Origin of the sequence: Ensifer adhaerens, assembly GCF_001270265.1 — a bacterium.
Taxonomy (GTDB): domain Bacteria; phylum Pseudomonadota; class Alphaproteobacteria; order Rhizobiales; family Rhizobiaceae; genus Ensifer; species Ensifer adhaerens_B.
Map to the genome: position 1 here is coordinate 14,589 of NZ_LGAP01000034.1, position 21,298 is coordinate 35,886.

A 21,298-nucleotide genomic window follows, 5' to 3' on the forward strand; every position below is an offset into this window, starting at 1 on the left:
CGAGATTATTCTTTGTTTATCTATTCGCTGCAATGTATCCGCTCCATTAGTAGGAAAGTGCTATGAGTAGCGCCGCGATCTTTATTGTCTTCCCCCTCTGCCTGGCTTTCGCTGCCCTGTCGGATTTGCTCACGATGACGATCCCAAATCGTGTTCCGGCCATCCTCTTAGGTGCGTTTCTTGTTATCGCGCTGGCGTCCGGTGTCGATTTTTGGCAGATCGGTTTGCATGTCGTCGCCGCGGCGGCTGTCTTCGCGGTTTGCTTTCTTCTATTTGCGCTGAATGTCATGGGTGGCGGTGACGCCAAGCTCTTGACCGCGTGCGCAGTCTGGTTTGGCCTCACCAACGCCTTGGTGGCGTTTCTCATTTATGTGTCGTTGTTCGGCGGACTTTTGACAGTAGCCATCCTACTGCTCAGGACGCAGGAGAGCAGGATATTGGCGGCTGGCATTCCGCTTCCGCGCCTTCTGTTTACGGCCAAGAAGATTCCCTATGGGATTGCAATCGCACTTGGGGGATTTGCTGCCTACCCGACATCACCCCTGATGCTGCAGGCATTTTCTCAGTTGAACGGTTAGACGCAATCTGGCTGTTCTTGCCGATCAAGGCAAAGCGTGAAGGCTGTAGAGGAATTGTTAACTATGCCCGTAAGAGGCTTGTTAACTATAATTACACCAATTCCTGATCAATCTGACCCCAGCATATCTGCGGGGCTCAGAAACCATCATGAAACCGGTTCGCATCATCATACTGGCGGTGGCCGTCGCATCTGCGGCGATGGCCGGGTTGTTGGCGATGAAGCTGACCCGCGGTCCCGCACGACAAATGGCGGAACCATTGATCGAGCGGGCGCCGACCGTCAATGTCCTCGTTGCCAGCAAGAGCTTGCCCGTGGGGTCGCGTTTGGGTGGCGATGCCGTGCACTGGATGGCATGGCCCAAGGACGGTGTCGTCGACGGGCTGATCACCGAGGAAAACCGTCCCTCTGCAATCGAAGACCTTACCGGAGCTGTGGTTCGCCTGCCCATATTCAATGGCGAACCTGTACGTAGCGAAAAAGTCGCCGATTCTTCCAGCCGAATCATGTCGTCGCTCTTGCCTGCAGGCAAGCGCGCCGTTGCCACGGAAATCACCGTTGCTACCGGTGCGGGTGGCTTCATCCTTCCGAATGACCGCGTCGACGTCATCATGGTCCGCAAATCGGACGGTGATCTCTACCTGACGGAAACGGTGCTCAGCAACGTTCGCGTGCTGGCGATCGACCAGCAGGTCGAGGAGAAGGATGACGGCTCCAAATCCGTTGTCGGAACCACGGCGACGCTGGAACTGACACCGGACCAATCAAAGGTCATGACCGTCGCGCAGCAAATGGCCGAACGCATTTCGCTCGCCCTTCGCAGCGTCGCAGATGCTCAAGAGCCCGACACGAACGCTGCGGATTATCTTCTGAGCGGCGATGGCCAGCCCAGCATCCAGGTCATCAAGTCGGGCTCCATCGTGAAGAATGACGGTGCCGTCAGCCAAGGTCAGCAACAATGAGTGATCGAGCGGAGCGCAAGGTGAAGCCGAGCGGAAACAAATTTCGGGCGTCCGTTGCAGCCGGCCTGTCGTTTTGCCTGACATTCTCGGGCATGGCGCTGCCAACGCTCCCGTCCGCCCAGGCGGCCGCCTCGTCGGTCGTCAGGATCGTTGAAAGTGGGCCCGGGGTGAAGAAGAAGGTCAGCCTGGGGCTGAACAAGGCCGTTGTCGTCGATCTTCCGGCCGATGCCCATGATATTCTCGTCGCCGACCCATCGCTCGCCGATGCCGTTACGCGCACATCCCGGCGGATCTATCTCTTCGGCAAATCCGTTGGGCAGACCAATATTTTTGTCTTCGGGCCAAATGGCGAAGAGATCATCAGTCTTGATGTCGAGGTTGAGCGTGACATCGCCAATCTGCAGTCAAATCTGCGTCGTTTCATCCCCGATGCCGAAATCAACGTCGAGATCATCTCCGACAACATCGTGTTGACGGGCACCGTGCGCACGCCGCTCGATTCGACGCGAGCCGTCGATCTCGCCAAGGCCTTTCTCCAGGGCGGTGAAGCGACGACACGCAATATCACGGCCCAGGGCAACAACGGTGACGCCGATATCTTTGCCGAAGATCGGCAGGTCTCGCAGATCGTCAACCTGCTGACGATCGATGGCGACGATCAGGTCACGCTGAAGGTGACGGTGGCCGAAGTCAGCCGCCAGGTCTTGAAGCAATTGGGCTTCAACGGACGTGTCAGCGACGGCGAGAGCGGTATCGGCTTCCGCAATCCCGCCAACCTCGGCGATGCGATCAGCGTCGGCGCGAATGCGCTGATCAAGGGGTCTATCGGCGGCACGACGATCTCGAGCTACATCAACGCGATGGAGCAAGCCGGCGTCATGCGCACGCTGGCCGAACCCAGCCTGACGGCTATTTCCGGGCAAGAGGCAAAATTCTATGTCGGCGGGGAATTTCGCCTTGCCGGCAACCAGGAAGTTAAGATCGATGACGAAACCGGCGACCCAACAGTTACGCGTGAGGTCAACGACGTCGAATACGGAATTCGCTTGAACTTCAAGCCGGTAGTTCTGGGGCCGGGCCGTATCAGCCTGCAGATCGAAACCAACGTCTCCGAACCGACCTATGAGGGTTCGGTCGTCACCGGTAACGGCTTGACCTCCATCCCCGGTCAGACCTTCCTCGGCATCCGCAGACGTGAGGCGTCGACCAGCGTCGAGCTCCCCTCGGGCGGTTCGATCGTCATCGCCGGTTTGGTGCAGGACAATATCCGCCAGGCCATGTCCGGCCTGCCGGGTGCATCGAAGATCCCGATCCTTGGGACGCTCTTCCGCAGCAAGGATTTCGTCCGCAACGAAACCGAACTCGTCATCATCGCGACGCCCTATCTCGTGCGCCCGGTCGCCAGAAGCGCGATCTCCAGGCCCGACGACAATTTCAATGCAGCCAACGATCTCGATAGCTTCTTCCTCGGTCGTGTGAACCGCATCTACGGGCGCCCGGAAGCATCCGCGCCGGCCGGCCGGTACCATGGCAACGTCGGCTTCATCTACAAATAGGCTGGGTCATGCAAACGCGAAGCAGCTTCCACGAGAATTCTGAAAGGCCGAGTGCCATGTCCCTCAACAGATCCGGAATTCCCGCCCGTCACTTGCGGCATGCTGCAATCCTCGTCGTTGCCGCGGGGCTGCTTGCCGGCTGCGGCACCAAGGACAATCTTGCCACGGGCTCCATCCCGGATGACTACCGCACCCGCCACCCGATTGTGCTTGCCGAAGGTGAGCGTACGATCGATATCCCGATCGCCTCCGGCGACCGCCGGCTGACGCAGGGCACACGCGACGTCATCAGCGGCTTTGCTGCCGAATATCGCAATTCGTCGACCGGTGTTGTCCAGATCATGCTGCCGCGCGGTTCGGCAAACAGCCATGCTGCGCAGGCCATGCGCAAGGAGATCCGCAGCGTTCTCGTTGCCGCCGGTGTCCCCGCGAAGCGGCTGATCGAGGCGGGCTACGAGGCCGGTCCGATGGGTGACGCTGCTCCTGTTCGCATACGCTATGTGGCGATCACTGCCCAGACCGGCCCTTGTGGTGAATGGCCCGAGGACGTTGCGCTCAACACGATCCAGAACCGCAACTACTACAATTTCGGCTGCGCATCGCAATCCAATCTGGCGGCCCAGATTTCCAATCCGACCGATCTGCTCGGCCCGCGCCAGATGTCGCCGATCGATGCGGAGCAGCGCGGTCAGGTCATCACGGACTGGCGCGGAACCGAAAAGAGTGACGGACCCGTCATCATCTTTAATTGATATCGTTGGGATCAGCAGATGAGCACCATTGAGTACAGGATCGAAACGGGCGCCGGGGCAGGCGATCCCACCTTCGATACGGTGCAACCGGGCGACCTGGAGCAGGTCCGTCCGCTGCCGCGCATCTCGATCCACGCGTTTTGCGAAAGCGAGGCGATGCAGCGACTGATGGAGCGTTGCGGGCAGGATCGCCGCATGGCGAAGGTCAGCTTGCGCATCAACAGTGGCGGCATCGATGCTGCGGCAAACATGTTTGCGACCGTGTCGACGCCGAATCTGATCATTCTGGAAACGTCAACAGAACCCCGATTGCTGCTGACGGAGCTTGCGCCATTGGCTGCGGTCTGCGACCCAAGCACCAAGGTCGTTCTCGTCGGCAAATACAACGATATCGCCCTTTATCGCGATCTTATCCGCAATGGCATTTCCGAGTATATGGTTGCGCCGGTGGCGATGCCGGACATTCTGGCGGCGGTCGCATCGATTTTCGTCGACCCCGATGCTGAGCCTTTGGGACGCAGCCTGGCCTTTATCGGCGCCAAGGGCGGCAGCGGTTCTTCGACCATCGCGCACAATTGCGCCTGGGGCATTTCTAATCTTTTTTCAACCGAAACCATTCTTGCCGATCTCGATCTGCCTTACGGCACCGCCAATATCGATTTCGATCAGGATCCTCCGCAGGGTATTTCGGAGGCGGTCTTTGCACCCGAGCGGCTCGACGAGGTCTTTCTCGATCGCCTTTTGACCAAATGCTCCGAGCATCTTTCGCTGCTTGCGGCGCCGTCGATGCTGGATCGTGCCTATGATTTCGAGGGCGGCGCCTTTCATCCGATCCTCGAAATCCTGCAGCGCAGCGCGCCCGTTTCGGTGCTCGACATCCCGCATATGTGGACGGAATGGACGCGTTCGGTTCTCGGCGACGTCGATGAGGTCGTGATCACCGCGGTGCCGGATCTCGCAAGTCTTCGCAACACGAAGAACCTGCTCGATGCTTTGAAGAAGCTTCGGCCGAACGACAAACAGCCGCATCTCGTTCTCAACCAGGTCGGTATGCCGAAGCGTCCGGAGATTGCGGTGAATGAATTCTGCGAATCGCTGGAAATCGAAGCCGCAGCCATCATCCCGTTCGACGCCGTTCTCTTCGGCAACGCATCGAACAGCGGTCGTATGATTGCGGAGATCGACAAGAAGTCGGCGGCAGCTGAAACCTTCTCCCAGTTTGCGCATCTGTTGACCGGCCGTGTGTCGATGAAGAAGGCGCGACGCGGCGGCCTCGGCAAGGTGCTGGCAGCGCTCGGCAAGAAATAGACGACGCATAGAGCATTTCCAGGAAAAGTGCGGAGCGGTTTTCCGTCAGGAAATGCGAAAAAACAAAGAGATAGAGCGTCTCTAAGGCTCCAGTTAAGACGGAAACGCTCTAGAACGGACGGATCAGGAACATGTTCGGCAAACGCGGAAACGAAGGCTTCGGTAAAGGCGGCACCACAGGTGCAGCGATGCCGCCGATCGTCCCTGCTACCCAATCGGCGGTGATCGAGCGCGCTGCCGTGCCGGTGCTTGCCGATTCTCAAACGCCCGCTTCGCGCCCGCAATCGCAAGCTCCGGCGCAAAGGAAGCGCCCCGCCCGCACTGAGGACTACTACGACACGAAATCACAGGTCTTCTCGGCCCTGATCGACACGATCGATCTTTCGCAACTAGCGAAGCTCGATACGGAGAGCGCACGCGAAGAAATTCGCGATATCGTCAATGACATCATCACGATCAAGAATTTCGCGATGTCGATCTCCGAGCAGGAGGAACTGCTCGATGATATCTGCAACGACGTTCTTGGATATGGGCCGTTGGAGCCGCTGCTCGCGCGCGACGACATCGCCGATATCATGGTCAATGGTGCCGGTCAGACCTTCATCGAAGTCGGCGGAAAAACCATCGAGTCCGAAGTTCGCTTCCGCGACAATGCCCAGCTTCTGTCGATCTGCCAGCGGATTGTGGGACAGGTGGGCCGCCGCGTCGACGAATCCAGCCCGATCTGCGACGCGCGTCTTCCCGATGGCTCACGTGTCAACGTTATCGCGCCGCCGCTCGCCATCGACGGTACCGCACTGACGATCCGCAAATTCAAGAAGGACAAGCTGAAGCTCGATCAGCTGGTGAAATTCGGCGCGATCACGCCTGAGGGCGCCGTCCTTCTGCAGATCATCGGCCGCGTCCGCTGCAACATCGTCATCTCCGGCGGTACCGGTTCGGGCAAGACGACGCTTCTGAACTGCTTGACCGGCTTCATCGACCTCGACGAGCGGGTGATTACCTGTGAAGACACCGCCGAACTGCAACTGCAGCAGCCGCACGTGGTTCGGCTCGAAACCCGGCCGCCGAATATCGAAGGCGAGGGTGAGATTACCATGCGGGACCTCATCAAGAACTGCCTGCGCATGCGGCCCGAACGCATCATCGTCGGCGAAGTGCGCGGACCCGAGGTGTTCGATTTGCTGCAGGCGATGAACACCGGCCACGACGGTTCCATGGGTACGATCCACGCCAATACGCCGCGCGAATGCCTCGCGCGTATGGAGTCGATGATCGCCATGGGCGGCTATACGCTGCCGGCCAAGACAGTCCGCGAGATCATTTCCGGATCCGTTGACGTCATCATCCAGGCGGCACGCCTGCGAGACGGTTCCCGCCGCATCACCCACATCACCGAGGTGACCGGCATGGAAGGCGATGTCATCATCACCCAGGATCTGATGCGCTACGAGATCGAAGGGGAAGATGCCAACGGCCGCATTGTCGGCCGCCACGTATCCACCGGCATCGGTCGCCCGCATTTCTGGGACCGCGCCCGCTACTTCAACGAAGACAAACGCCTGGCGGCGACGCTCGACGCTATGGATAAGGGCTAGTCTCCACGATGTTCGGCATAGGCATCCCCGTCCTGGCGCTGGCATTCCTCGTCGCAATTTCAGCGGCAGGGCTTGCCTATGTTGTCCTCTACTCCCGGATCGAGACCGAGAAAAAAGCGGAAGGTCGAATTCGCAAGGTCGGCGCAGCCGAAACAGATCGCGTCAAGGTCAAGGCGGCTCGCGATCGTGTCAGCGAGATGTCGAAGCGACGCAAGTCCGTTCAGGACTCGTTGAAGGAACTCGAGAAAAAACAGCAGGAGAAGTCGGCCAAGACGACGCTTTCGATGAAGGCCCGCCTGGCACAGGCGAACCTCTCCATTTCCTTGGCGCAGTTTTATCTTTTCAGTGTGGTGTTCGGCTTCATCGCCTTCATTGTCGCGCTCCTGGCTGGCCTCGGCCTGGCTATTTCTGCTGGTGTCGGTGTGATCGCGGGCGCGGGCCTGCCACGTTGGTTCGTCGGGTTCCTGATCAAGCGCCGTTGCAAGAAATTCCTTGAAGAGTTTCCCAACGCGCTCGACGTCATGGTTCGCTCGATCAAATCGGGCCTTCCCTTGAATGATGCTCTGCGCCTTATCGCCAGTGATGGCCAGGAGCCGGTGAAAACCGAGTTTCGCCGTGTCGTCGATTCCCAGCAGGTCGGCCTCAGCGTCACCGAGGCATGCGCCCGCATGATCAACGGCATCCCGCTGGCAGAAGTGAACTTTTTCGCAATTGTTATCGCCATTCAGGCGCAGGCCGGCGGCAATCTGTCCGAAGCGCTCGGCAACCTGTCGAAGGTTCTGCGCGAACGGAAAAAGATGAAGGCAAAGGTTAGCGCCCTTTCGATGGAGGCGAAGGCTTCGGCCTGCATCATTGGCGCCTTGCCGTTCATCGTGTCGTTCCTCGTTTACGTAACATCTCCCGACTACATGATGGTCCTGTTCACCGACCAGCGTGGCCACCTGATAATCGGGGCTGGCCTGGTGTGGATGAGCATCGGCATTCTGGTCATGCGCAATATGATCAACTTCGATATCTGAGGGGCGAATATGGGCGAAGGATTGATCAAGACGCTGACGGATCCGAATATCATCATTGCCGTTCTCGTCTCGTTTGCCGTGCTGGCGACCTTCTATTCGCTTGTCGTACCGCTCTTCGAGCGTGGAGACCTCGGTAAGCGGATGAAATCCGTGGCGACCGAGCGGGAGCAGATCCGTGCGCGGGAACGCGCGCGTCTTGCGGCCGAAGTCTCGAGCGGCAAAGCCAGCTTGCGCGGCGAGAACAACACCTCCGTTCGCCAGATCGTCGAGCGGCTGAACCTGCGCAAGGCCCTCGTCGATGACAACACGGTCAGCCGTCTCAAGATGGCAGGCTATCGCTCCCAGAACGCGCTCAACACCTTCCTCTTTGCACGGTTCTGCCTTCCCTTCCTGTTTCTCGTCGTCGCGGTCGTCTATATCTTCGTGCTCGGCAATTTCGCCGAGAAACCGTTCATGATGCGGTTCGCCTTTGCCGTTGGCTTTGCCTATGTCGGCTTCTACGCGCCGAACATCTTTGTCGCCAACGCCATCTCCAAGCGACAGCATTCCATTCGCCGCGCGTGGCCGGATGCGCTCGATCTTCTGCTGATTTGCGTTGAATCCGGCGTGTCGATGGAGCTTGGCATGCGGCGCGTCGCCGACGAAATCGCCGCCCAATCGCCTGCTCTGGCCGAAGAACTGGTGCTGACGACGGCCGAACTCTCGTTTCTGCCCGACCGGCGCACCGCTCTGGAAAACCTTGGCCATCGCACAGGCATCGATGATGTGAAGTCGGTGGTTCAGGCACTGATCCAGGCCGACCGTTACGGAACGCCGATTGCGCAGGCATTGCGCGTGCTGGCGCAGGAAAGCCGTGACCAGCGCATGAATGCCGCGGAAAAGAAAGCGGCTGCGCTACCGCCCAAGCTCACCGTGCCGATGATCCTGTTCTTCCTGCCGGTTCTCGTCGCCGTCATCCTCGGTCCGGCCGGCATCCAGGTCGCCGACAAGTTCTGAAATCCCCGGTTGCCCGGTAATGCATGGGAATGGCGGGCAGGTGCAGCCCGCCAGATGGCACTTTGCGGCGGCAGCCGACGAAATGGCGGCTGCCAACTGGCGAAGCTCAGTTGGTGTTGGCCTCGTCCGCCTTTGCCAACTGCTTCCACGCGCCTTGCTGGGACAGCATCGAGCGCAGATACGTCACGTTGGCTTCCGCCTGTTCGCCGGAAAGCTCCTGGCGGGCGATCGTTTCGGCCTCTTGAAAGCGCCCCTGCAGCCCGACCGCAAGCGCGAGGTTCTGCCGCACGCTGCTGTCGGCGCCGGGCTGGCCTGTCGCCGATTTCAAGTAGGTTTCCGCCGTGCGCAGGTCCTTGGTCAGAAGGTAGGACATGCCGAGGTTGGAGAGGACGGAGGGCTCGTTGGGCCTAAGCTCAAGCGCTTCTCGGTACCGCAGGCGCGCTTCCTGCGCGCGGCCGAGCTGGTCGAGGATAGCGCCTTCGGCTGATTTCAGCTTCCAGTCCGGCCGGTCCGGTGTCTGGGCGCGGCTGATCGTGTTCAATGCCTGTTCCAGCTGTCCTGCAGCGGCCTGCGCCTTGCCGTAGGCGCCGAGAACCTCGCGGTCCTGTGGATGGTTGATTGCGACCTGCTGCATGACGGCAAGCGCCTGTTCGTTGCGACCGGTCATGCGCAGAAGGTTGGCGTAGTTGAGCCCGGCCTCGCGATCCCGTGGGTTTTTCTCATAGGCCTGGCCGATGCCTTCGGCCGCCTGGGCGAGTTCCGATGCCGTCATCGATTGAACGGGCTTCGACGTGCGGGAAATGGAACCCGTCGTCAGCTCCTTCTTCGGCTGGTTGGCGCAGCCGGCCATGGACAGGGCGACCATCGCGATCGCGGCGCCTTGCAGCAGACGTTGGACGTTTCGGGATGAGATCGTGCGTTTGGCCATCGGCGGTGTCCCCAGCATGCATTCGCGCACCAGAACTCCAAACAACATCGGCGCAACTTTCACTCCAGCAATAATCTGTTAACCCTAACAGAGCGTTAATTGCGCGAATCCATCTCTGTCAGCCGAGGACTTCCATGGCCCCCTATCAATTCATCGAACGGCCGTCGCCGTTCAACACCAGCGCAGGCAAGACGCTGCCGATATTCGCGGTCACGCCGGCGCATATCGAAACGGGAGCCATCGATCCGATCGCGCTTGATTGGGCGCGCAAGGCCGGCTTCAAGGCTGAATCGGGCGCTGTCCTTCTGATCCCGTCTTCCGATGGGCATCTGGGCGGCGCACTCTTCGGCCTGGGCAGCAACCCGTCCGAAGCGCCGTTCCTGACCGGCAAGCTCGCGCGCGCTCTGCCTGCGGGCAAGTGGCATATCGAAACGGCGCCGTTGACCGCCAACCGGCTGGCGCTCGGTTATGGTCTCGGCTCATACCGCTTCGAGCGCTACAAATCGGCAAAAGGCGAGCCGCCGACCTTGCTGATCCCGACTGATGCCGATGCGGCCGACATCAAGCGCCAGCTTGCCGGCGTCTTTCTTGCCCGCGACCTGATCAACACGCCGACCAACGACATGGGTCCCGAGGCGCTGGAGGCGGCGTTCCGTGCGCTTGCAACGCACTACAAGGCGGATGTTTCGGTAATATCCGGCGAAGCCTTGCTGACACAGAACTTCCCGCTTGTGCACACAGTCGGCCGCGCGAGTGCCGAAGCCCCCCGCCTTCTCGAACTGCGCTGGGGCAAGAAGGGCCACAAGAAGGTAACGCTGGTCGGCAAGGGTGTCTGCTTCGACACCGGCGGCCTCGACATCAAGCCGGCTTCCTCGATGCTCTTGATGAAGAAGGACATGGGCGGTGCCGCCAACGTCATGGGCCTCGCGCTGATGATCATGGATGCGAAGCTCAAGGTCGATCTGCGCGTCATCATCCCCGTTGTCGAGAACTCGATCTCCGCCAATGCCTTCCGGCCCGGCGACATCTATCGCAGCCGCAAGGGCCTGACGGTGCAGATCGACAACACCGACGCCGAGGGCCGGCTCATTCTTGCCGATGCGCTCGCCTATGCCGACGAGGAAAAGACCGATCTGCTCGTGGACATGGCAACGCTGACCGGTGCCGCCCGCGTTGCGCTCGGCCCCGACCTGCCGCCGTTTTTCACCGACGACGCCGAGCTGGCGCACGATCTGACGGAAGCGAGCCTCAGCGTCGACGATCCGATGTGGCGCATGCCTTTGCACATGGGCTACGACAAGGACGTCTCCGCGCGCATCGCCGATCTGACGAACGCACCTTCGGGCGGCATGGCAGGCTCGATCACCGCCGCGCTCTTCCTCAAGCGCTTCGTCACCAACACCAAGAGCTGGGTGCATTTCGATATCTTCGGATGGGCGCAGTCCGAGCGGCCGCATTCGCCGGTCGGCGGTGAGGCCCAGGCCATTCGCGCGCTCTATCAGCACATCGGGCAGATCGCCAAGTAACGCTCGCTCGCACACGGCCGGCGCTGACCAGGCGCTGGCCGTCAAAAAAGAAACGCTTGCGTAACGGTCCGCGGCTATGGTGGTGAACCACCGCAGCGCCGGCTTCCATCGGAAGCGCCACGGTCGCTGTAGCCATTTGACGGTCTGCACGAATCCTCAAACCGGTAGCGATCCGGGATTTCTGCAGCTGCGCAGGAGTTGCCATTGCCGGTCGAGCTTACGCCCTCCCAGGCCCTTGGGCTCTGGCACACGGTATCGCTGGAACAGGTGCGCGTCGACGGTCGCGACCTGACGCTGCGCCAGATGGCGATCCTCTTGCAGATCTATCTCGTACCGCCGCCCCACACCGTTCGTGGCCTTGCCGCGACGCTTGGCGTCACCAAGCCGGTGATCACACGCGCGCTCGATACCATGGGTGCGCTCGGCCTTGTCGATCGCGTCCGCGACGATCGCGATCGACGCAACGTCGTCATCAAAAGGACAGTCGACGGTGCTCTTTATCTTGAAAAGTTCGGCGATCTGATCATTGATCAGGGCCGCAAACAGCCTAAGTGAGTTGATATGTCGACACTTCCGGATCGCCGCCTGAATGCCTATCGAGCCGACCTCGCCGAGAGCCGCCTTCGTGGCGTCGTCGAAGCTGAGCGCTATGTCGAGGGAAGCGTTGCCCGCGTCTCGGTGCCGGTGACGCCGCTTCGGGCAAAGCCCGACCTTGCCTGCGGCACGGATACCGAACTGCTGCTCGGCGAATCGGTTCGCGTGCTCGATACCAATGAGAGCTGGTGCTGGGTGAAGGCCGATCTCGACGGCTATGTCGGCTACCTCCCGGAATATTGCCTTGCGCCGGTGGTCAAGAGCCCGACGCATATCGTGTCCGTGCCGCGCACCTTCGTCTATTCCGGTCATGATCTGCGTTTTCCGACGGTCTATCCGTTGTCGATGGGCAGCCGTCTGGCGGTCGTCGACGAGCGCGAGACCCGCGGCACCCGCTATTTCCTGCTCGACGGTGGCCAGGCGGTGATTGCCAACCACTGCATCGAGGTCGGCAGCGTCGTGCCGGGCGATTATGTCTCGGTCGCCGCCCGCTTTGTCGAAACCCCCTATCTCTGGGGCGGACGCTCCGGTTTCGGCATTGATTGTTCCGGCCTTGTGCAGCTGTCGATGATGATGGTCGGCAAGCTCGCGCCGCGCGATTCCGACATGCAGGCTTCTGGTTTGGGAATGCCGATCGCACGTGAAGAGCTTAAACGCGGCGATCTCGTTTTCTGGAAGGGGCACGTCGCCCTGATGGAAGACGACGCGACGTTGATCCACGCCAACGGCCATACGATGACCGTGGCGCGCGAGGGCCTGGAAGCCTCCATCAAGCGCATTGGTTGGCTCTACGACCAGCCGACGGGCTATCGCAGACCTTGATGGATCAGTAGCCGGCTAATTTGTCCACCACGTGCTGCAGCGGCAGACCGCTTTCGAGGCGGGCGATCTGCTGCTCGACGTGGCTGAACAGGGCCTTGACGTCCGACGACGCGGCGACGTGCGGCGTCACATAGACATTCGGCATTTGCCAGAAGCGGCTTTCCGGCGACAGCGGCTCCTGCTCGAAAACATCGAGCGAGGCGCCGCCGAGAATCCCTCTATCGAGCGAACTCAGGATATCGGCTTCGACCTGACTGCCGCCGCGGCCACCATTGACGAAGACGGGCGCGCCAAACCGGCCGTTGCGGCTCAACTTGGCAAAAAGCCCGGCATTGAAGATGCCTTTGGTATCCGGCGTCAGCGGCAAAAGGCCGACCAGGAAATCCGTGCGCGCCAGGAAGGCGTCCAGTTCGTCGCCGGCATAGGTCTCGATGCCGTCGACCGCCTTCTTGCTGCGCGACCAGCCGACGACGTTGAAGCCCATGACCGAAAGCTTGCGCGCCGCGTCCTGACCCAGCACGCCCATGCCCATGATGCCGACGGTAACGCCCGCCGCCTCGGGCTGGAAAAGATCCCGCCACTCCCGCTTTGCCGCAAGCGCTTCGTAGGCCCGGTGCTGGCGCAGATGCATGAGGCATTGCATCACCACCCATTCGCTCATGCGTGTCGTCAGGCTGCGATCGACGAAACGAACGAGCGGCACATCAGGCAGACCCGGCAATGTCAGAACGTGGTCGACGCCGGCGCCGCCGGAGAAAACCACCTTGAGATCCGGCGCCCTCTCGAAGAGGTCCGGTGCCGATTTCCACACCACCGCATAATCGATCCCTGAGAGATCGCGATTGTGATGGATGGCATCGGCGCGGTTGATCACCTCGCGATCCGGGAAGGCACCTTTCAGTGCCGCTTCCACTTCTTCCGGAATGAACTTCAGATCGACGATGACGGGGCTTTTCGAGGACATTGCGAGAACTCTATTGGCGGATGGCGGACAGGTTGACGGCTTCGAGGTTGAAGGCGGCCGCCATCAGGGCCTTGGTATAATCTTCCTGTGGGGCATTGAAGATGCGCTCAGCCGGACCCTGTTCGACGACCTTGCCCATGCGCATGACGATCATCTCGTTGGCAAGCGCCCGCACCACCTTCAGGTCGTGGCTGATGAACAGATAGGCGAGGTCGTGTTTGCTCTGCAGGTCGCGCAGGAGGTCGACCACCTGCGCCTGCACGCTCATGTCGAGCGCTGAAGTCGGCTCGTCGAGCATCACAAATTTCGGCTTCAGCACCATCGCCCGCGCTATCGCGATCCGCTGGCGCTGGCCACCGGAGAACTCGTGCGGGTAGCGCCAACGGGTGGCGGGGTCGAGCCCCACCTCCTCAAGCGCCGCGGCAACGCGGCCATCGCGCTCGTCGTCCGACAATGCGCGTTCGTGGATCTTCAGTCCTTCCGCGATGATGTCGGCAACCGACATGCGCGGGCTCAGCGAACCGTAGGGGTCCTGGAATACCACCTGCATCCGGTTTCTGAGCGGCCGCATCTCACGGAAGCTGTAGGCGGCGATGTCCTTGCCGACGAAGGCGATGCGACCCTTGGAGGATATCAGCCGCGTCAGCGCCAGGCCCAGCGTCGTCTTGCCGGAGCCCGATTCGCCAACGACGCCGAGCGTCTGGCCGGCGCGCAGCTGCAGGTCGATGCCGTCGACCGCCTTTACATGGTCGACGACCTTGCGCAGGAAGCCGGACTTGATCGGAAACCATACCTTCACATCAGCCGCTTCCATGACGATCGGCTTGGCGCTGTCGGAGGGCGGCGGGTTGCCCCTTGGCTCGGAGGCGAGCAGGTGGCGGGTATAGGCATGCTGCGGATTGGCAAAGATCTCGGCGGTTGGCCCGGTCTCGACGATCTTGCCCTTGGTCATCACGCAGACGCGATCGGCGATCTTGCGCACGATGCCGAGGTCATGGGTGATGAACAGCATCGACATGCCGTGCTGATCTTTCAGCGTTTTCAAGAGTTCAAGGATCTGGGCCTGCACGGTGACGTCGAGCGCCGTCGTCGGCTCGTCGGCAATCAACAGCTCAGGACGGTTGGCGAGCGCCATGGCGATCATCACGCGCTGGCGCTGGCCGCCGGAAAGCTCGTGCGGATAGGCGCCAAGCCGCTTCTCCGGCTCGCGGATGCCGACCTGGTTCAGGAGCTCGAGAATTCTCGCGCGCGCCGCGGCACCTTCGAGCCCCTGGTGCAGCTCGAGGATCTCGCCGATCTGCCGCTCGATTGGATGCAGCGGGTTGAGCGACGTCATCGGCTCCTGGAAGATCATCGTGATGTCGTTGCCGCGCACATGCCGCAGCTCCGCATCACTGGCCTTCAGGAGGTCCTTGCCGTTGAAGCGGATCTCGCCGCCCGGATGGCTTGCCGAGGGGTAGGGCAAAAGCTTCAGGATCGAGTTGGCGGACACGGATTTGCCGGAGCCGGACTCGCCGACAAGCGCAACCGTTTCGCCACGCTGGATGTCGAAGGAAATGCTGTCGACCGCAATCGATGTGTTGCCGCCCTGATGGAAGGCGACCGACAGATCGCGCACGGAAAGAATGGGATCGGTCATCGTCGCGCTCACCGGAATGTCTTTCTCGGGTCGAAGGCATCACGGGTCGCCTCGCCGACGAAGATCAGCAATGACAGCATCAGCGACATGACGCAGAAGGCCGTCAGCCCGAGCCAGGGCGCCTGCAGGTTGGATTTGCCCTGGGCGATCATCTCACCGAGGGAGGGCGAGCCGGGCGGCATGCCGAAGCCGAGGAAGTCGAGCGAGGTCAGGGTGGTGATCGAGCCCGAGAGGATGAACGGCAGGAAGGTGAGGGTCGCGACCATCGCGTTCGGCAGCAGGTGGCGATACATGATCGTGCCGTTGCCGACGCCAAGGGCGCGCGCCGCATTCACATATTCGAAGTTGCGAGCCCGAAGGAACTCGGCGCGCACGATGCCGACAAAGCCGACCCAGGAAAAGAGCAGCATGATGCCGAGCAGGATGAAGAAGCCGGGTGGCAGGATCGCGGCGATGATCAGTAGGATGTAGAGCACCGGCATCGACGACCAGATTTCGATGAAGCGCTGCATCAAAAGGTCGGTCCAGCCGCCGAAATAGCCCTGCACCGCGCCGGCCGTCACGCCGATGATCGCCGAGGCGATGGTGAGCACCAGCCCGAAGAGCACCGAGATGCGGAAGCCGTAGATCATGCGTGCCGTTACGTCCCGCGCCTGGTCGTCGGTGCCGAGCCAGTTGAGGTTGCCGGCGATGCAGTTGCGGTCGGCGGTGCCTTCCGGATAGGCCGAGCAGCGCTCGTCCTTGCTCATCAGCCAGAAGGGCGCGGTCGGTGCCGAATGCGGTATGTTCGAATTGACCGTCTGATAGGAATAGCGGATCGGCGGCCAGATCATCCAACCGTTGGCCTCGATCTCGTCGCGGATAAAGTCGGAGCGGTAGTCGGTCTCGGCAAGGAAGCCGCCGAACTTCTCCTCGGGATAGTTGACCACGACCGGAAACAGGATCTCGCCCTTGTAGGAGGCGATGATCGGCCTGTCGTTGGCGATGAACTCGGCAAAGAGGCTTAGCACGAACAGCAGGAGGAAAAGCCAGAGCGACCAGTAACCGCGCCGGTTCGCTTTGAAATTCTGCCAGCGCCGCTTGTTGACCGGCGACAGCCAGCCGCGCGGCGGGGCGGCAACCTGGGTGGGGGCGGTGGTGACGGTGCTCATCACACGTCCCTCCGCTCGAAATCGATGCGTGGATCGACCCAGGTATAGATGAGGTCGGAGAGCAGGCTGACGAGCAGCCCCATCAGCGAGAAGATAAACAGCGTCGCAAAGACGATCGGGTAGTCGCGCTTGACGACGGAATCATAACCGAGCCGGCCGAGGCCATCGAGCGAGAAGATGTATTCGATCAACAGCGAACCGGTGAAGAAGGCCGAGATGAAGGCGCTCGGGAAGCCGGCGATGATGATCAGCATCGCATTGCGGAAGACGTGACCATAGAGCACCTGGCGGTCGGTCAGGCCCTTGGCGCGCGCCGTCGTCACATATTGCTTCTTGATCTCGTCGATGAACGAATTTTTGGTCAGCAGCGTCGTCGTCGCAAAGGCCGAAAGCAAAAGCGTGATCAGCGGCAGCGTCATGTGCCAGAAATAGTCGAGGATCTTCTGCCACCAGGGCAATTGCCAGAAATTGTCCGAAACGATGCCGCGCAGCGGAAACCAGTCGAGGAACGATCCGCCGGCGAAGACGACGATCAGCAGGATGCCGAAAAGGAAGCTCGGAACGGCATAGCCGATGATGATGATGCCCGACGTCCACACGTCGAAAGCCGATCCGTCCGACACCGCCTTCTTGATGCCGAGCGGGATCGAGATCGCGTAGGAGAAGAGCAGGATCCAGAGGCCGAGCGAGATCGAGACCGGCATCTTCTCCTTGATGAGGTCGATCACCGAGGTGTTGCGGAAGAAGCTCTCGCCGAAATCGAAGCGGATATAGTTCCACATCATCGTGCCGAAGCGTTCGAGCGGCGGCTTGTCGAAGCCGAACTGCTTTTCGAGCTTGGCGATGAATTCGGGGTCGAGCCCCTGGGCGCCGCGGTACCGGCCGCTTTCGTCGCCGCTACCCTGCATCAGGTCGCCGCCGCCGCCGCTCAGGCGGTCGGAACCGCCGGCGTTCGTCAGTTCCGAAATCACCTGTTCGACCGGTCCGCCGGGTGCAAACTGAACGACGATGAAGGAAATCGCCATGATGCCGACGATCGTCGGGATCATCAGCAGCAGTCGCCGCAGGATATAGGCACCCATCAGGCCAGCCTCTCGATCGACGTGTTGCCGGTGGCCCGGACCCGCGAAGCGTTGGCGTGCGCCCTATGATGTCTCAATCCTCACGTCTCCTTGCGGCTTTGAGGCCCAAGTCGGGCCTGTTTCGTGTTTCACTGATTCGTTTTTCTGCATTTGGAATCGAGACGGCAGCGGAGCGCAAGGGCTTCATTTGGCCGTGGCTGCCTTCGACCACCAGATGTCGGGAAAGCCGATCGCGTATTTCGGTAGCTCTGCCGGCCGCCCGAACTTGTCCCAGTAGGCAATCGTCGCATCCTTCTTGTAGTAGAGCGGCACGACGTAGTGGTGCGCCAACAGGACGCGATCGAGCGCCTTGGTCGCGGCCACCAGAGTTTGCCGGTCTTTCGCGAAGATCACTTTCTCGATCAATGCGTCGATGCCGGGATCGGCGATGCCGACATAGTTGCGCGAGCCTTGTTCCTTTGCCGCCTTCGAGCTCCAGAAATCCAGCTGCTCATTGCCGGGGCTCAGTGTCTGCCCCCAGACGATCCAGGTCATGTCGTAGTCGAAGGCGCGTGTGCGGTTGGTGTATTGCGAGGCATCGACCGTCCGGATACGCGCCTCGATGCCGATCTTCTTGAGGCTTTGCGCGTAGGGCAGGGCCACGCGCTCGAGGGTGGCGCTGCTCAACAGGATTTCGAAGGAGAAGGGTTTTCCGGATTTGGCTTCGACCATCCGGTTGCCCTTCAGCTCGTAGCCGGCCTCCTTCATCAGAGCGATCGCCTTGCGCAGGTTGTCGCGTGACGTCTGCGGCGAGCCGCCGACCGGGTTGGCATAGGGTGTCGTGAAGATTTCCGGCGGGACCTTGTCCTTCACTTCGTTGAGGATTGCCAATTCGGCCCCTTCCGGCAGGCCCGACGAGGCGAGCTCGGTGTTCCAGAAGTAGCTGTCGATGCGGGTATACTGGTTGTAGAAAACGGTCCGGTTCATTTCCTCGAAGTCGAAGGCGTAGTTCAGAGCCTCGCGCACGCGCTCGTCATTGAAGGGCGCGCGCCGCGTGTTCGGCACCATTGCCTGCATGATGCCCGTTGCCCTGAGCGGGTTGGGCAAGCTCTCGCGTTTGACGCGGCCGTCCTTCACCGCCGGAAAATCATAGCCTGTCGCCCAGCGGCTCGCCTGGTTTTCGGTCCAGTAATCGGTGTTGCCCGATCGGAAGGATTCGAACTCGACATCGCGGTCGCCGAAGAGCGTGTAGCTGATCGCGCCGAAATTGTTCTGCCCGACATTGACGTTCAGTGTCTTGCCCCAATAGTCGTCCCGCAGCTCGTATCGCAGCGTTGCTCCGGCCGAGAACGTGGCGATGCGATAGGGTCCCGACCCCATCACCGGTTCGAGCGTCGTTCGCGTGATATCGCGAGGCTTTCCGTCCGGACCTTGCCCCTCCCACCAATGTTTGGGCAGGATCAGGAACTGGCCGAGGATATGCGGCAATTCCCGATTGTTCTTCTGGTCGAAGCGGAAGGTGACGTCGCGCTCGCCGGTCTTTTCCGCCGAGGTCACGTGCTTGTAGTAGCTGGCATAGAGCGGATTGAGTTCCTTGACCTTGTCGAAGCTGAAGATGACGTCTTCCGGCGTTACCGGTTTTCCGTCCGCCCATTTTGCTTCCTGCCTCAGTCGGAAGGTGGCAGACGAAATATCGTCGGGGTAGGACACACCTTCGGCGAGCAGGCCATAGGCGGTCGAAATCTCGTCGTCGGCCGACTTCATCAAAGTATCGAAGACAAGCGGTAGCCCGGCGGCCGCCTCGCCCTTGTCGAGGATCGGGTTGAAGGTGTCGAAGGTTCCGGTCTGCGAGAGTTTCAGTTCTCCGCCTTTCGGCGCATCCGGGTTGACATAGTCGTAGTGCTCAAAGGCGGGTGGGTATTTAGGCTCGTCGACGAGCGAGAGGCCGTTGCGAAAGGCCGGCTGTTCCTGGGCGTAGACTGCAGGTGGGAGAAAAAGCGTGGCCGCCAGAAGTGTGGCCGTCAGCCGTGCTCTTGCAGTCCTGCCAATAACCAGCATCCAATCAGTACCCCTTATATTTCAATGTTCTTTTGCGAGAGAATAGGCGAAATCGGGCCAAATGACAGGCACTGCCGCAAATCAGGCGAAATTTTTGCGTCACATCCCGGTGATCCGCAAGGCTGAGGCAAAGGCAGCACCTTAGGATCAGGGGATATCGGGCATCTCGCACCCATTGCCGGTGCGGTTCGCCGTCGGGGAATGAACGGAACGGAATTGGACATGGTTGCTGCAATACGACGCTGTGGCTCGGCGCTTCTGGCGCTTTTGCTCGGAACGAGCTTCTTGATCGCCGATGTTGCCAAGGCCGACGACACGCCGGCAAAGGCGCTCTTTGGCGCCAAGACGCTGCCGGCACAGATGGCGCCCTCGTCCTATGGCTTTTATGCGAAAGGTTGCCTTGCCGGTGGCGTGGCGATCCCTACGGATGGCCCCACCTGGCAGGCAATGCGGCTGTCGCGCAATCGTCGCTGGGGCCATCCCCAGATGATCGCGCTGATCGAACAGTTCTCCCATGACGCTGCGCAAAAGATCGGCTGGCCGGGCCTGCTCCTCGGCGACATCTCGCAGCCGCGCGGTGGGCCGATGGTCTCCGGCCACGCCTCGCACCAGATCGGTCTCGATGCCGATATCTGGCTGACGCCGATGCCGCAAAGGACACTGACAGGCCCGGAACGCGAAGACATCGCCGCAACGTCGATGCTGCAGAAGAACAAGTTTCTGACCGTCGATCCATCGATCTGGACGCCGACGCATGCCCGGCTGATCATGCTGGCCGCCAGCTACCCTCAGGTCGAGCGGGTCTTCGTCAACCCGGCGATCAAGAAGAAGCTCTGCGACACCTGGAACGGCGATCGTTCGGCGCTCGGCAAGGTCCGGCCGATCTACGGCCATGACTACCATTTTCACATCCGTATCAAATGCCCGGCCGGGTCGACGACCTGCAAGGACCAGGCGGCCGTTCCGGCCGGCGACGGCTGCGACAAGTCGCTGGCCTGGTGGTTTACCGATGCGCCCTGGGCAAAGCCGAAGAAGAAGCCTGGCGAAACGCCGGTGAAGCCCCGCCTGACCACCATGGCCGATCTGCCGAAGGCCTGCACGTTGGTGCTGAACGGACCGGCGCCCGCCTCCGAGCAGGAGGCGACCTATGGCCTGGCCTATCGTGCCGCGTCGCCGGCGCCTGCCGAGCAGGGCATCGAGCAGGTGATCGGCAATGCAGCGACCGATCTGCCGCCGGCCGACGTTCCCCTGCCGCTGCCGCGCCCAACGCTGCAATAGCCGTCTCGGCTTGCGCCTTTTCAATCTCGATAGGCTCATGTATAGGGCCATCAAATCGATTTAAATTTGATGGCGGGGATACGGCATGGCGGATCGGAAATGCGTTGCCCTGATCGCTCACGATCAGAAGAAGGACGATCTCGCCGCCTTTGCCAAGGCAAACGAGGCGGTCTTTTCGCAGTGGAAGATCGTTGCCACGGGTACGACAGGCGGCCGCGTTCTCGATGTCTGCCCCGGTCTCGACATCACGCGCCTGAAAAGCGGCCCGCTTGGCGGCGACCAGCAGATCGGCGCGATGATCGCCACCGGCGACATCCAGCTTCTGATCTTCTTCGTCGATCCGCTGACGGCCATGCCGCATGATGTCGACGTCAAGGCGTTGATGCGGCTTGCGATCGTCTACGATATTCCGATGGCGCTCAATCGCGCCACGGCCGAGCAGTTGATCGACTTCAACCACAACTGATAGAGAATTCGAAACCTCACGGCGACGATCAGGATGGACAGTG

At 60.9% G+C, this 21,298-nt stretch carries 19 protein-coding genes; 13 read left to right on the top strand and 6 right to left on the bottom strand.

Going from position 1 to position 21,298, the window contains the following annotated elements; genetic code table 11:
* Positions 1 to 62 precede the first annotated feature (62 nt).
* The 8 genes from AC244_RS30010 to AC244_RS30045 all read left to right on the top strand — a co-directional run bounded on the left by AC244_RS30010 (position 63) and on the right by AC244_RS30045 (position 8,768).
* Complete coding sequence (locus tag AC244_RS30010) at positions 63 to 578, top strand: prepilin peptidase (RefSeq protein ID WP_053252487.1); 516 nt, start codon at positions 63 to 65, stop codon at positions 576 to 578.
* A 148-nt stretch (positions 579 to 726) separates the two neighbouring features.
* Positions 727 to 1,539: a Flp pilus assembly protein CpaB gene (gene cpaB, locus AC244_RS30015; RefSeq protein ID WP_053252488.1), complete on the top strand. Its 813-nt coding sequence runs from the start codon at positions 727 to 729 to the stop codon at positions 1,537 to 1,539.
* Between the two features lie 20 nt (positions 1,540 to 1,559).
* A complete protein-coding gene (locus AC244_RS30020) occupies positions 1,560 to 3,095 on the top strand; it encodes a type II and III secretion system protein family protein (RefSeq protein WP_053252531.1) in 1,536 nt (511 codons plus the stop codon).
* Positions 3,096 to 3,151: 56 nt separating this feature from the next.
* Entirely contained in the window at positions 3,152 to 3,847 is a 696-nt protein-coding gene (locus AC244_RS30025; protein WP_053252489.1) for a CpaD family pilus assembly protein, read from the top strand.
* A gap of 18 nt (positions 3,848 to 3,865) precedes the next feature.
* On the top strand, positions 3,866 to 5,155 hold the full coding sequence (locus AC244_RS30030) for an AAA family ATPase (RefSeq protein WP_053252490.1): 1,290 nt from the start codon (positions 3,866 to 3,868) through the stop codon (positions 5,153 to 5,155).
* Positions 5,156 to 5,286: 131 nt separating this feature from the next.
* Entirely contained in the window at positions 5,287 to 6,753 is a 1,467-nt protein-coding gene (locus AC244_RS30035) for a CpaF family protein (protein ID WP_053252491.1), read from the top strand.
* Between the two features lie 8 nt (positions 6,754 to 6,761).
* The gene (locus tag AC244_RS30040; RefSeq protein ID WP_053252492.1) at positions 6,762 to 7,772 is read left to right on the top strand and encodes a type II secretion system F family protein; all 1,011 of its coding nucleotides are present in this window, start codon (positions 6,762 to 6,764) and stop codon (positions 7,770 to 7,772) included.
* 9 nt (positions 7,773 to 7,781) lie between these two features.
* A complete protein-coding gene (locus tag AC244_RS30045; protein ID WP_053252493.1) occupies positions 7,782 to 8,768 on the top strand; it encodes a type II secretion system F family protein in 987 nt (328 codons plus the stop codon).
* Between the two features lie 106 nt (positions 8,769 to 8,874).
* Here AC244_RS30045 and AC244_RS30050 read toward each other — a convergent pair whose 3' ends face one another.
* On the bottom strand, positions 8,875 to 9,696 hold the full coding sequence (locus AC244_RS30050; protein ID WP_053252532.1) for a tetratricopeptide repeat protein: 822 nt from the start codon (positions 9,694 to 9,696) through the stop codon (positions 8,875 to 8,877).
* 134 nt (positions 9,697 to 9,830) lie between these two features.
* Between AC244_RS30050 and AC244_RS30055 the strand changes: the two genes are divergently transcribed.
* From AC244_RS30055 to AC244_RS30065, 3 genes are all read left to right on the top strand, one after another.
* Positions 9,831 to 11,222 carry a leucyl aminopeptidase family protein gene (locus AC244_RS30055; RefSeq protein WP_053252494.1) on the top strand — a complete coding sequence of 464 codons (1,392 nt, stop codon included), beginning with the start codon at positions 9,831 to 9,833 and terminating at the stop codon, positions 11,220 to 11,222.
* Positions 11,223 to 11,426: 204 nt separating this feature from the next.
* Positions 11,427 to 11,777 carry a MarR family transcriptional regulator gene (locus AC244_RS30060; RefSeq protein ID WP_053252495.1) on the top strand — a complete coding sequence of 117 codons (351 nt, stop codon included), beginning with the start codon at positions 11,427 to 11,429 and terminating at the stop codon, positions 11,775 to 11,777.
* A 6-nt stretch (positions 11,778 to 11,783) separates the two neighbouring features.
* Positions 11,784 to 12,638 carry an NlpC/P60 family protein gene (locus AC244_RS30065; protein ID WP_053252496.1) on the top strand — a complete coding sequence of 285 codons (855 nt, stop codon included), beginning with the start codon at positions 11,784 to 11,786 and terminating at the stop codon, positions 12,636 to 12,638.
* Between the two features lie 4 nt (positions 12,639 to 12,642).
* Here AC244_RS30065 and AC244_RS30070 read toward each other — a convergent pair whose 3' ends face one another.
* From AC244_RS30070 to AC244_RS30090, 5 genes are all read right to left on the bottom strand, one after another.
* Positions 12,643 to 13,602 carry a 2-hydroxyacid dehydrogenase gene (locus AC244_RS30070; protein WP_053252497.1) on the bottom strand — a complete coding sequence of 320 codons (960 nt, stop codon included), beginning with the start codon at positions 13,600 to 13,602 and terminating at the stop codon, positions 12,643 to 12,645.
* Positions 13,603 to 13,612: 10 nt separating this feature from the next.
* Entirely contained in the window at positions 13,613 to 15,241 is a 1,629-nt protein-coding gene (locus AC244_RS30075) for an ABC transporter ATP-binding protein (RefSeq protein ID WP_053252533.1), read from the bottom strand.
* Between the two features lie 8 nt (positions 15,242 to 15,249).
* Positions 15,250 to 16,392 carry an ABC transporter permease gene (locus AC244_RS30080; RefSeq protein ID WP_053252498.1) on the bottom strand — a complete coding sequence of 381 codons (1,143 nt, stop codon included), beginning with the start codon at positions 16,390 to 16,392 and terminating at the stop codon, positions 15,250 to 15,252.
* On the bottom strand, positions 16,392 to 17,474 hold the full coding sequence (locus tag AC244_RS30085; RefSeq protein WP_053252499.1) for a microcin C ABC transporter permease YejB: 1,083 nt from the start codon (positions 17,472 to 17,474) through the stop codon (positions 16,392 to 16,394). Before AC244_RS30085 ends, AC244_RS30080 begins: the two co-directional genes overlap by 1 nt.
* A gap of 183 nt (positions 17,475 to 17,657) precedes the next feature.
* Positions 17,658 to 19,511, bottom strand: coding sequence for an extracellular solute-binding protein (locus AC244_RS30090; protein WP_053252500.1), 1,854 nt, complete (start codon positions 19,509 to 19,511; stop codon positions 17,658 to 17,660).
* Between the two features lie 222 nt (positions 19,512 to 19,733).
* Between AC244_RS30090 and mepA the strand changes: the two genes are divergently transcribed.
* Together mepA and AC244_RS30100 are read left to right on the top strand one after the other, a co-directional pair.
* Positions 19,734 to 20,789, top strand: a complete 1,056-nt coding sequence (gene mepA, locus AC244_RS30095; RefSeq protein ID WP_161807918.1) for a penicillin-insensitive murein endopeptidase — start codon at positions 19,734 to 19,736, stop codon at positions 20,787 to 20,789.
* Positions 20,790 to 20,874: 85 nt separating this feature from the next.
* The gene (locus tag AC244_RS30100) at positions 20,875 to 21,255 is read left to right on the top strand and encodes a methylglyoxal synthase (RefSeq protein WP_053252502.1); all 381 of its coding nucleotides are present in this window, start codon (positions 20,875 to 20,877) and stop codon (positions 21,253 to 21,255) included.
* Positions 21,256 to 21,298: the final 43 nt, after the last annotated feature.

Excerpts from the sequence above, each read along its gene's own strand:
- AC244_RS30010 (WP_053252487.1), top strand. The coding sequence starts at position 63 with ATGAGTAGCGCCGCGATCTTTATTGTCTTCCCCCTCTGCCTGGCTTTC.
- cpaB (WP_053252488.1), top strand. The coding sequence starts at position 727 with ATGAAACCGGTTCGCATCATCATACTGGCGGTGGCCGTCGCATCTGCG.
- AC244_RS30025 (WP_053252489.1), top strand. The coding sequence starts at position 3,152 with ATGTCCCTCAACAGATCCGGAATTCCCGCCCGTCACTTGCGGCATGCT.
- AC244_RS30030 (WP_053252490.1), top strand. The coding sequence starts at position 3,866 with ATGAGCACCATTGAGTACAGGATCGAAACGGGCGCCGGGGCAGGCGAT.
- AC244_RS30035 (WP_053252491.1), top strand. The coding sequence starts at position 5,287 with ATGTTCGGCAAACGCGGAAACGAAGGCTTCGGTAAAGGCGGCACCACA.
- AC244_RS30040 (WP_053252492.1), top strand. The coding sequence starts at position 6,762 with ATGTTCGGCATAGGCATCCCCGTCCTGGCGCTGGCATTCCTCGTCGCA.
- AC244_RS30045 (WP_053252493.1), top strand. The coding sequence starts at position 7,782 with ATGGGCGAAGGATTGATCAAGACGCTGACGGATCCGAATATCATCATT.
- AC244_RS30050 (WP_053252532.1), bottom strand. The coding sequence starts at position 9,696 with ATGGCCAAACGCACGATCTCATCCCGAAACGTCCAACGTCTGCTGCAA.
- AC244_RS30055 (WP_053252494.1), top strand. The coding sequence starts at position 9,831 with ATGGCCCCCTATCAATTCATCGAACGGCCGTCGCCGTTCAACACCAGC.
- AC244_RS30065 (WP_053252496.1), top strand. The coding sequence starts at position 11,784 with ATGTCGACACTTCCGGATCGCCGCCTGAATGCCTATCGAGCCGACCTC.
- AC244_RS30070 (WP_053252497.1), bottom strand. The coding sequence starts at position 13,602 with ATGTCCTCGAAAAGCCCCGTCATCGTCGATCTGAAGTTCATTCCGGAA.
- AC244_RS30075 (WP_053252533.1), bottom strand. The coding sequence starts at position 15,241 with ATGACCGATCCCATTCTTTCCGTGCGCGATCTGTCGGTCGCCTTCCAT.
- AC244_RS30080 (WP_053252498.1), bottom strand. The coding sequence starts at position 16,392 with ATGAGCACCGTCACCACCGCCCCCACCCAGGTTGCCGCCCCGCCGCGC.
- AC244_RS30085 (WP_053252499.1), bottom strand. The coding sequence starts at position 17,474 with ATGGGTGCCTATATCCTGCGGCGACTGCTGCTGATGATCCCGACGATC.
- AC244_RS30090 (WP_053252500.1), bottom strand. The coding sequence starts at position 19,511 with ATGCTGGTTATTGGCAGGACTGCAAGAGCACGGCTGACGGCCACACTT.
- mepA (WP_161807918.1), top strand. The coding sequence starts at position 19,734 with ATGGTTGCTGCAATACGACGCTGTGGCTCGGCGCTTCTGGCGCTTTTG.
- AC244_RS30100 (WP_053252502.1), top strand. The coding sequence starts at position 20,875 with ATGGCGGATCGGAAATGCGTTGCCCTGATCGCTCACGATCAGAAGAAG.